Origin of the sequence: Acinetobacter sp. UNC436CL71CviS28 (assembly GCF_000620525.1) — a bacterium.
GTDB lineage: Bacteria > Pseudomonadota > Gammaproteobacteria > Pseudomonadales > Moraxellaceae > Acinetobacter > Acinetobacter radioresistens.
The window spans coordinates 19,533-30,326 of sequence record NZ_JIBB01000040.1 but is presented as its reverse complement, the minus strand read 5'-3'; the positions used below and the strand labels follow the sequence as shown (position 1 = coordinate 30,326).

Genomic DNA, 10,794 nt, shown 5'->3' with positions numbered 1-10,794 from the left:
CTACTTCTGGTGCAACAAACTCCCATGGTGTGACGGGCGGTGTGTACAAGGCCCGGGAACGTATTCACCGCGGCATTCTGATCCGCGATTACTAGCGATTCCGACTTCATGGAGTCGAGTTGCAGACTCCAATCCGGACTACGATCGGCTTTTTGAGATTAGCATCACATCGCTGTGTAGCAACCCTTTGTACCGACCATTGTAGCACGTGTGTAGCCCTGGCCGTAAGGGCCATGATGACTTGACGTCGTCCCCGCCTTCCTCCAGTTTGTCACTGGCAGTATCCTTAAAGTTCCCATCCGAAGTGCTGGCAAGTAAGGAAAAGGGTTGCGCTCGTTGCGGGACTTAACCCAACATCTCACGACACGAGCTGACGACAGCCATGCAGCACCTGTATCTGGGTTCCCGAAGGCACCAATCCATCTCTGGAAAGTTTTTTGTATGTCAAGGCCAGGTAAGGTTCTTCGCGTTGCATCGAATTAAACCACATGCTCCACCGCTTGTGCGGGCCCCCGTCAATTCATTTGAGTTTTAGTCTTGCGACCGTACTCCCCAGGCGGTCTACTTATCGCGTTAGCTGCGCCACTAAAGCCTCAAGGGCCCCAACGGCTAGTAGACATCGTTTACGGCATGGACTACCAGGGTATCTAATCCTGTTTGCTCCCCATGCTTTCGTACCTCAGCGTCAGTATTAGGCCAGATGGCTGCCTTCGCCATCGGTATTCCTCCAGATCTCTACGCATTTCACCGCTACACCTGGAATTCTACCATCCTCTCCCATACTCTAGCTCACCAGTATCGAATGCAATTCCCAAGTTAAGCTCGGGGATTTCACATTTGACTTAATTGGCCGCCTACGCACGCTTTACGCCCAGTAAATCCGATTAACGCTCGCACCCTCTGTATTACCGCGGCTGCTGGCACAGAGTTAGCCGGTGCTTATTCTGCGAGTAACGTCCACTATCTCTAGGTATTAACTAAAGTAGCCTCCTCCTCGCTTAAAGTGCTTTACAACCAAAAGGCCTTCTTCACACACGCGGCATGGCTGGATCAGGGTTCCCCCCATTGTCCAATATTCCCCACTGCTGCCTCCCGTAGGAGTCTGGGCCGTGTCTCAGTCCCAGTGTGGCGGATCATCCTCTCAGACCCGCTACAGATCGTCGCCTTGGTAGGCCTTTACCCTACCAACTAGCTAATCCGACTTAGGCTCATCTATTAGCGCAAGGTCCGAAGATCCCCTGCTTTCTCCCGTAGGACGTATGCGGTATTAGCGCCCCTTTCGGAACGTTGTCCCCCACTAATAGGCAGATTCCTAAGCATTACTCACCCGTCCGCCGCTGAATCCAGTAGCAAGCTACCTTCATCCGCTCGACTTGCATGTGTTAAGCCTGCCGCCAGCGTTCAATCTGAGCCATGATCAAACTCTTCAGTTAAAATCATTTTGCACCTTATTATAGACAAGGTGCCAATTCTGGCTCATCAATTACTGACTTAAATTTCGCTCAAATAAACTTCGAGTAATTTAAACCAATCAATCAATGAAAATTATTTCGATTAATCAATCAGTAAAAATCCACACAAGTTGTTCTTCAATTCTCTTAATGATCTTCTTACTGGTTCGTCACCAGCAAGCTAGGTCGGCTATATTACTCTTAATCTCTTAAAAGTCAACAGGTAATTTCGATATTTTTAAAACTCATTCTCTAAACCAACTTACTATCAAATTCATCACTCAAAGCAATCAACCTAATCACAAGTAACTGTTTTTCAACAAGTTTCTATCTGCATCACCGCCGATGGATGTGCATTCTACAGCATTTCAGTATCGTTGCAACCCTTCTAAAAAACATTTTTTATCGTGTGTTTATTTTTCAAACCAATAAAAAAATAAATTATTGTTATTTAATAATAATTTTTTTTAATTATTTTTTTATTTTATAAAGCCTCCTATTTAAAATTTAGCCAAATTAATATTAAAATATTGTTTTATATATATTTTATTTAAAAAATTACTTTCAATATCAAGCTTATTGTTCAATATTAATTCTATTTTTGTCTTCCTATTCGCCAAAGTGCTGTTCAAACATACAAAATACGCTATAAAGCTCAATTTCTTACTATTCAAGTTTTATAATAGCCTTTCCTAAAGTATCTTTGCTTACCTCCAAATAGTAAAAAGCCATTGTTTTACAGCAATGGCTTTTTTGTCTTCATTTACTTTTATAAATGCGAAATGATTAGAACTTTATACTCACACGTGCCCAATAATTGCGGCCCATATTATTAAACTGTTCATGGCTGGCAAAACCAAAGCCTGAACTTCCAGCCCGATTTAAATGCTCGGTATAAGTTTTATTGAGCACATTATCTATACCTAAAGCCAGATCGACATGCTGCATCAGGCTATAAGAGCCATTTAATGACAACGTGCTGAAACCTTTACTTTTTTGCAGATCATATCCTACGATGTTCCCTTGGTTCAGGCTAATCCGGTCCTGCTGCGCCACCATCCGCCAAAGTAAGCCCAAAGTATATTTATCCTGAACATAGCGAAGGTTAAAGCGTCCTTCTAAAGGAGCTATCTGAGGCAATGGGGTATGATCTGTAGTATTTTTACCCCAAGCATACATGGTACTTAAATCAGCCTGTACTGCATCAGTAAGCTGATAACCAACTCCTGCTTCAGCCCCTGCAATCACTGCATCAATATTTTTTGCTCCTGCACTAAAGTTTGAACCATGCCCATGTGCGCCAGCAGCTGGATGGTCATGATAGCTAATTAAAATATAATCATTAATTAGACCGGTATAAGCAGAAAGCCATGAGCTGAAAGCACCATGCTGATGCTGATAGCCCAGATCCAGTTGCAAGGTTTTTTCAGTATCCAAATCATTAAAGGTTGGTTTGCCCATACCCGTGTTACCGTGAGCAGTACTGAACAGCTCCCAGTAATCCGGTGCACGCTGGACATAGCCCAGACCGATATAAGTTTTAGCATCATGCTCTGGATGCTGGCCTTCCAGCCGGACAAAAGCACTTGGTAGAGTTTCCTTGCGGTTCTCATCAAGTTTTAATGCATCTATCTTGATCTGATCAATCCGTGCACCGGTAACCAGCTTGTAATGTTCATTGAAGGGATAACTCAGCTCACTAAACGCACCATAAGACTGAAACTTCATATTGGTCGTCAATGGCATATTCATCATCATGGAGGTCATACCGCCTGCATGATGATTGTGCTGAGAATCTATACCAGTGATGATATTTGCCTGATTCCATGCTGTAGTGACTGCAAGGCGAGTATTCAGAGTACGGCGAGTCACCTGCATCTCTTGCGGATCCGGCATCAGCATGGTCATACCACTATGGGTCATTTCAACCAATGGAGGCGTACGCAAACTAAAGTTATCCATAATATGGTCGTTATAGCTATAGTTTACCTGCCCTTCAATTTTCTTAATCACATCATTAATATTATTCTTTTCAAAACGCAGGCCTAAACTTTCCCTTGCAAATTGGGAACCGTCCATATCACGGCCGGCATATAAAGCCTCGCCATCTGATTTTCCAGCTGTCAATTCAAGCCAGGTCTGTTCATCTGGTGTCCAGCCCAGCGCCAAATCTGTATTCCAGCGCTCCCATGCGGAAGGTACAGTATTACCATCCCCATCTTTATAGCTGTCTGACTTTGAGCGGTTAGCATTTAAACGAATGTATTTATTTTCGTCCCCAACTGCTGCCTCCACATTGTGATCAAGGCGGCCAAATGAACCCAGCATGGCACTGGCCTGACCCTGATAATGCTGATCTTCATTAAAACGGACTGGCTTACGCTCAAAAATTACAGTAGCTGCTGAACCGGTCTGTGCATATTGTACGGTCTGCGGCCCTTTAATGACCGAAATTTGGTCATAACTTTCCGGCTGAATATAAGAAGTTGGTGCATCCATACGTGACGGACAGGCTCCCAGATTTTCCGTACCGTCGGTCAGAATCTTGATGCGTGAGCCAAACATACCCCGAAAGGTCACATCGCCATTGGTTCCTCCATTTTTGATGGCACTAAAGCCAACAATACTTTGCAGATAATCTGCACCATCTGTCGCAGGTACAGGCTGAATGGGCTTTTTAGGATCCGCCTGCACAATCAGTCCACTAGCCTCATTACCCTGCTGGGCAGTTATTATAATAGGGGCCAGAGCCTGCACACTGATCTCGGTTTCGGCAAACAATGTACCTGAATAGCAGGCAATGAAAATTGCAGCCGATAAAGGCTGTAAAAAGAATTTTGGCCGAGCCATATCAATCTCTCTAAAAATACAAATAAACAGTGACCTGGACCAGTGAGGCCCAGAGAAAAAGTTGTTTATGCAGAGATTGGAGGTGCTCGCCCCTGAGGTAATAAAAATAGCCGCTGGAGTACAAACCAGACATGACTGAATGTCTTCTGGAAAGCGAGCAGCCGAACCTGAATACGATCTAGGACTTCTTTTATATCCAGTTCAGGCGGCAATACCAGATTGCCATAGACAGTACAATACTGGCATTGATGATTAGCATCATGGTGATGGTGTTCAGAAGCTGAATCTTTCTGAAGATTATGCTGATGACTATGAGATGCAGCTGAATGCTCAGCATGAGGTACGGTATGGTTCAGTAATAATGCACGGGTAATCGTTTCACAGACAGGCGCAACCTGATACTGCTTGGGCAGCAGAGGCTGTAAAAATACCGCGATCTGTAAACATACTGCTATGACTGACAGCAGTAACCCATAACGCATCAACAAATTTTGAATCTCAAAATTTTACTGGAGCCCCAGTATAGCAAAGCCCAAATTAAATTGGGCCTTATTAAAAGATTATTCAGACAGTTCAACCACTAGCGTCTTGCTGCAACCTTTTCCTTCTGTCTTGAACGCACCAGTTTTTCAACTTTTTCACGGGCACGTTGCCGTTTAAGAGGAGAAAGGTAATCTACAAAAAGCTTACCGTTCAGATGGTCCATTTCATGCTGGATACACACAGCCAGCAACCCGTCAGCTTCGATCTCGAAGGCATTACCTTCAAGGTTAAGGGCCTCAATTTTGACACGTGACGGACGCTCAACTTTGTCGTATATTTGTGGCACAGATAAACAGCCTTCTTCATAAGGCTGGGTATCTTCAGTAAGCGGTGTAATTTTAGGGTTAATAAAAACCATTGGCTGATTCTTTTCTTCAGATAAATCCATCACGATTAACTGAATATGGCGGTCAACCTGTGTTGCAGCCAAGCCAATGCCCGGCGCTTCGTACATGGTTTCAAACATATCTGCAGCAAGCTGGCGAATTTCATCTGTCACTTCTTCGACTGGCTTGGCAAGGGTACGAAGACGCGGGTCTGGGAAACTTAAAATAGGTAATAAGGCCATACAGTCGTCCTCTTTTGTTGCCAGTATTGCAAAACCAAATAAATGAAGGAAAACTTCATTAAAAAATGTGTGTAAGGTCGTTATTATAACGCAACTACAGACATAATTTTTAGGAATTATGATAATGAAAAAAGTTTTCAAAGGCAGCGCACTTCGTGCCTTGGGGTTTAAAAAGCAGTTTATTGCTCTCGCAATCTGTTCAAGTTTGGGAATAATCATGCCTGGCATGGCTGAAGCAGCCAGCCGTAATATAAATCCGCCCTCTTTAAAAGCCAGTGCTCCTAATGTTTATGTGGTCAAAAAAGGGGATACTTTATGGGATATCGCCGGAAAATTCTTGAGTAAGCCGTGGCGCTGGCCAGAAATCTGGGCCAGCAACAAACATGTCAAGAATCCACACTGGATTTATCCGGGCGACCGTTTATTGCTGTGTACTCTAGACGGACGACCGCTGATCGGTAAAGATGAAGGTGACGGCTGTGAAGGTATTATTCGCCGTTATGGTGGCCAGACCAGTATGCAGCCACAAGTTCGTGTTGAATCCCTAAATAATGCTATTCCAGTTATTCCGCTTGAACATATTCGGGTCTGGCTGGAACGCACCCTGATAATGTCACCAGATTCAGTGGTCAATACCCCCTATATTTTAGGCACGGCTGATAACCGGGTATTGGCTGCTGCCGGCCAAACCGTTTACGCACGCGGTAATGGCCTGCAAGTTGGTCAGCGTTATGCAGTTTATCGTGAGGGTGAGCCTTACATATTCACCGATGCTAATGGCAAGTCATATAATGCCGGTGTAGAGCTGCTTCAGGTGGCTTCCGGCGTAGCTGTGCAGAATGAACAGGATATTACTACGCTAGAATTAACGCAAAGTTATAATGGGGAAGTCCGTCGCGGGGATCGGGTCATGCCAGAATATGATCCTATGTTACCTACCCTGTTCTATCCAACAATTGACCATCAGGTGACTGAAGGCGGTCAGGTGATTCGGGTGATGGGATCAATCGGTACGGCAGCCAGACACAGTGTGGTAACTGTTAACCGGGGCAATATTCATGGTGTTCAGTCCGGTCAGGTATTCAGTGTCTATCAGCAGGGTGAAGTTGTACGTGATCCGAAAACTCGCGAACAAATCAAACTGCCAAGTCAAAAAGTTGGTAATATTATGATTTTCCGTACTTTTGACCAGTTGAGCTATGCTTATGTACTGGACAGCGCTCTACCTATCAAAGTAGGTTCCGTCATCCAGGCGCCGCCAATGGCAGAGTAAGGCTGGAGCATTATTATGATTGCCGAATTATCGCAGCTTCATTATCACAGTCTGAAGCTGTGGTATTTGGTCCAGCATTCAGTTTCAAGTTTTAATCAGCTGGTTGAGTATTTTGGTAGTGCTGAACAGGCAACCACTCCGGCAGCATTAGCGCGCTGGGGCAATTTAAAACTGCATGCCAATCATTCCAAGCGGGCACAGGAATTTTATAGCGCAACCGGTCAGGCTGAGTTTGAGCAACTGACCCAACGGGTACTGGCAAGTTGCGATTTTATTTTAGTGCCGGAAGATATACTGTATCCGCAGCAGCTGCACCCTTATACAGATAAGCCTCCGATCCTGTTTGGCCAAGGTTCTGCTCAAGCCTTAAGTCAACCCCAGATCGCGATTGTAGGCAGTCGCAAACCAAGCCCGCATGGCCGGCAAGTAGCCTACGACTTTGCGTATTATCTGAGTGAAAAAGGGTTTTATATTACCAGTGGACTTGCCTTGGGAATTGACGAGGCAGCACATCAAGGGGCATTGCAGCATCAGCGTACTATTGCTGTAGTCGGAACCGGACTGGATCTGGTCTATCCAGCCCATAACCGTAAGCTTCAAGAACAGATACTTCAATACGGCGGTACAATCCTCAGTGAATTTTTACCGGGAACCCAACCACTCAAGCATCATTTTCCACGCCGTAACCGTATTGTCAGTGGTTTGAGTCTAGGTGTACTGGTGGCAGAAGCCGCTTTAGAAAGTGGTTCATTGATTACTGCACAGCGTGCGGCCGATCAGGGCAAGATTATTTTTGCCATTCCCGGCCATATCTACAGCGAGCATCATCAAGGCTGTCATCAACTCATCCGTGAAGGCGCCATACTGGTAGATCATCCGGAACAGCTGATTGAAGATCTGGCTTTACCGACCCAGTGGCACAGCCAGCAACAAAAGGTAAGCAGTGTACCCGAGCCGGCACAGGTACCTGAACATCTATTTGAACTGTACCAACAACTAGACTGGGTAGGACTGGATCTAGACCAGATTGCTCTTAAATTGCCATTACCTGCGGCTGAATTGACCGGACATCTGATGGAACTTGAGTTACTTGGACTATGTGTTCAGCAATCTGGGCGCTATCTGCGTTGCCGTCCGGGCTTTTAAGGTTCACAATAACCCTGTTTTCAGCTCTAAGGTAAATAGAATATATGATCACCACCTCTGTGACAGAAGCAGCAGAATGTCTCAGCCAGGGCAAAGTTTTAGCCTACCCTACCGAAGCTGTTTGGGGGCTCGGCTGTGATCCATATAATGAAGCGGCCTTCCGTGAAATATTGCGCCTGAAACAACGTCCTATTGAAAAAGGAGTTATTTTGCTGGCTGGCCAGCTCTCGCAAGTTGAACACTTATTAGTGTCATTAGACCAAGAGCGCCAACAGCAAGTTATCCAGCAATGGACCCAGCGCTCAGTGACCGAGCGGGCAACTACCTGGCTGCTTCCAGCGGATGAGCAGATTCCTGTATGGATACGTGGCCAGCATCCTAAAGTTGCAGTACGGGTTACCAATCATCCGCTATGCGTAGCCCTCTGTAATGCTTTTAACAGTTTTATTGTTTCTACCAGTGCTAACCCTGCAGGTCTAGAACCGGCACGTACCTTACAAGAAGCCAGCCAGTATTTTGGTTCTGAGCTGAATTATCTCAACGGGGACCTCGGTTTAAGCCAGCAACCTAGCCGTATTATTGATGCGATTACAGGTGAAATTATTAGAGCCTGAGATAAGACCCAAGCTTTTTTAAGAACTGTGCAAGCTTTCTACTTAAATTTAAGACAAAAAAAAACTCAGCCATATAGATAGGAATGGCTGAGTATAAAAAGGGATGTGTTGACACATCCAGAGGGTCTATTACAACTTTATATTCACTTAATGTGAAGTAAAACTTAATAATCCTGCTTAATATGTATTATAAATATAATTTTAAAATAAAACAAATATATTATTTATCTTATACATAGAGCTTTTTATGATCAATACTAATCAATATGGCTAAACAATTCAAAATATGTCTTTATTTATTTAAGGCTTTTTCTAAATATAAAAAAATCTCCACAATTATACTGGGGCTCAGTATCTGATCAGACCTTAGTCTAAGCTTAGATAAAATCTCTCGTATGTTTAACTTTTAGGCACTACTTAATAATCTAAAGATCAAATATGACCAGAGAATGACCAACGCTCATGTTCGACAGGTTTTTTTCTGTGCCATCACAACACCTATGAGTATCAGGACTCCGCCCAGCGTATGATAAATTGTCCAGCTTTCAGCCAGCCATAAACTGGCAATGATTGCGGTAAAAACTGGCATCAAATTCATAAAAATACTGGTGCGGTTAGGGCCAATCTGCTGTACAGCCAGCATCCAGACAAAAGGCGCAATCAGTGAAGGGAAAATACCTGCATATAGCACGCTGCCCAAGTTAGCTGTATTCAAGCTGTCCAGACCTAGCCACGCGATAAAAGGTAAATGATAGATCAGCGCAAAAGCGATCTGAATATAAAGGCTGATCAATAAAGGAATCTTTAATTGCCATTTTTTCAGGAAAACACCATAAAAGGCATAGAAGAACACGGCAACTACCATAAGCAGATCACCCCAGTGGGCGCCACTTTGCCAGAGTGCCGACAGGTTCCCCTGAGCCATTACATAAATCAGTCCGCAAAATGACAGGATACTGCCCATAATCGCGAAGCGGTTAGGTATATCTTTGAGAATAAAAAAAGAAACCAGAATGGTGAATACGGGAATGAAAGCATTAATCAGTCCCATATTGGTAGCAGTGGTATAATGTGCCGCGGTATATGCCAGTCCCTGATACAGTACCATCCCAAAAGCGCTCAGTACTGCCAGCTGTAGCCAGTGCTGCATTATCAGCTGACGCTGTTCCCAGACCTTGCCCAGCATAAATGGCGTCAGAATGAGAAATGCAATAAGCCAGCGATAAAAACTGATACTGACAGGAGAAATCAAATCTGCTGCATAGCGTGTAACTACAATATTTAATGACCAGATCATGACAGCAATGACCGGCAAAACAAATGCCCACGCCGGGTTACGGGAAACACTTGACATCTCTATGCTCTTTAATCATTCAATCCAATATTGTTCTAGAAGTCTGAAATAATTGAAATACTGTTTTTCAGACATCTATACTGTATAGAGGACATCTTGGCTCGATATTCAAAAAATGAAACGACAGTATTCTGCTCTGGATGAGTTAATCGAGATTGATCAGTTTTTTTATGAGAAAAATGAAATTGTGGCTTCTCACTCTTCACTCTGGGGAGATTTTAATTTTAGCCTAGATGGTATTTTGGAAATCCAGACCGGGAAACAGACTTTTTTAGCGCCGCCTAATTATGCTTTATGGCTTCCTCCCCAGACTGAACATTGTTCTATTGCACTGGACCACAACGTAACCCATTTTATTTGTATACGGGTGCATCCAAGTTTGTGTGACCAGTTACCCCGAGAGGTTAAAACTTTAAGTATTCGTCCTTTTCTTTTAGCTCTGGTTAGAGAAATTCTAGAACAGTCTTCCGGCGCCCCTGGTCCGGTTTATTCTCATCTTATACAGGTACTGTTTGACCAGTTGCTACAGGCCAAGATTTATGATGACTATTTGCCTCAAAGTCATCATACAGTACTGCTTCCTGTACTCCAGCAACTGGCAGATCCGAAACTTTTTCAGTATAGCTTACAAACCTTGCTTAAAAGATTCAGCTTGAGTGAACGACAGATTTTACGTTTAAGCCAGCAGGAACTTGGCCTGTCAATTTCTGAGTGGCGTAACCGCGCCAAAATTATTTATGCAATCAGCCAGATTCGCCAAGGTGCTTCTATCAAGCGTCTTGCCTATGAGCTCGGCTACCAACATAGTTCCAGCTTTATTGCCTTTTTTAAACGCTACACGCAACATACCCCCTTACAGCTGAGGTCCTGATTAATAACTGTAGGAATAATATTTTATAATCTAAGCTATTTTAAGATCTTTTAACTTAACGTATATTTTTTAAGTATAAAAAGTAAACTTGGTCTTTCTTATAATAAAAGCATGTTTAAATAAG

Annotated in this window: 8 protein-coding genes and 1 rRNA gene; 4 read left to right on the top strand and 5 right to left on the bottom strand. The window is 43.8% G+C overall.

The window, feature by feature from the left end:
* The 4 genes from N518_RS0112805 to def form a co-directional block, all read right to left on the bottom strand.
* Nucleotides 1-1,433 (bottom strand): 16S ribosomal RNA (locus tag N518_RS0112805); the annotation flags it as partial.
* Nucleotides 1,434-2,237: 804 nt separating this feature from the next.
* Nucleotides 2,238-4,301, bottom strand: coding sequence for a TonB-dependent copper receptor (locus N518_RS0112800; protein WP_005023659.1), 2,064 nt, complete (start codon nt 4,299-4,301; stop codon nt 2,238-2,240).
* A 65-nt stretch (nt 4,302-4,366) separates the two neighbouring features.
* Nucleotides 4,367-4,783, bottom strand: coding sequence for a DUF2946 family protein (locus N518_RS0112795; RefSeq protein ID WP_005023660.1), 417 nt, complete (start codon nt 4,781-4,783; stop codon nt 4,367-4,369).
* A gap of 98 nt (nt 4,784-4,881) precedes the next feature.
* Nucleotides 4,882-5,412 (bottom strand): peptide deformylase, encoded by a 531-nt coding sequence (gene def / locus N518_RS0112790; RefSeq protein ID WP_005017251.1) that lies wholly within the window; start codon nt 5,410-5,412, stop codon nt 4,882-4,884.
* Between the two features lie 124 nt (nt 5,413-5,536).
* On the opposite strand from def, the gene N518_RS0112785 reads away from it, so the two are divergent.
* The 3 genes from N518_RS0112785 to N518_RS0112775 are packed head-to-tail and all read left to right on the top strand — an operon-like array spanning nt 5,537 to nt 8,445.
* Entirely contained in the window at nt 5,537-6,685 is a 1,149-nt protein-coding gene (locus tag N518_RS0112785) for a LysM peptidoglycan-binding domain-containing protein (RefSeq protein ID WP_005023661.1), read from the top strand.
* Between the two features lie 15 nt (nt 6,686-6,700).
* On the top strand, nt 6,701-7,831 hold the full coding sequence (dprA, locus tag N518_RS0112780) for a DNA-processing protein DprA (RefSeq protein ID WP_005023662.1): 1,131 nt from the start codon (nt 6,701-6,703) through the stop codon (nt 7,829-7,831).
* 44 nt (nt 7,832-7,875) lie between these two features.
* Nucleotides 7,876-8,445 carry an L-threonylcarbamoyladenylate synthase gene (locus tag N518_RS0112775; protein ID WP_005023663.1) on the top strand — a complete coding sequence of 190 codons (570 nt, stop codon included), beginning with the start codon at nt 7,876-7,878 and terminating at the stop codon, nt 8,443-8,445.
* Nucleotides 8,446-8,905: 460 nt separating this feature from the next.
* On the opposite strand, the gene N518_RS0112770 is transcribed toward N518_RS0112775, so the two are convergent.
* Nucleotides 8,906-9,799, bottom strand: a complete 894-nt coding sequence (locus N518_RS0112770) for a DMT family transporter (protein ID WP_005017258.1) — start codon at nt 9,797-9,799, stop codon at nt 8,906-8,908.
* A 115-nt stretch (nt 9,800-9,914) separates the two neighbouring features.
* Between N518_RS0112770 and N518_RS0112765 the strand changes: the two genes are divergently transcribed.
* Nucleotides 9,915-10,670, top strand: a complete 756-nt coding sequence (locus N518_RS0112765; protein ID WP_005023664.1) for an AraC family transcriptional regulator — start codon at nt 9,915-9,917, stop codon at nt 10,668-10,670.
* The last annotated feature ends 124 nt before the right edge of the window (nt 10,671-10,794 follow it).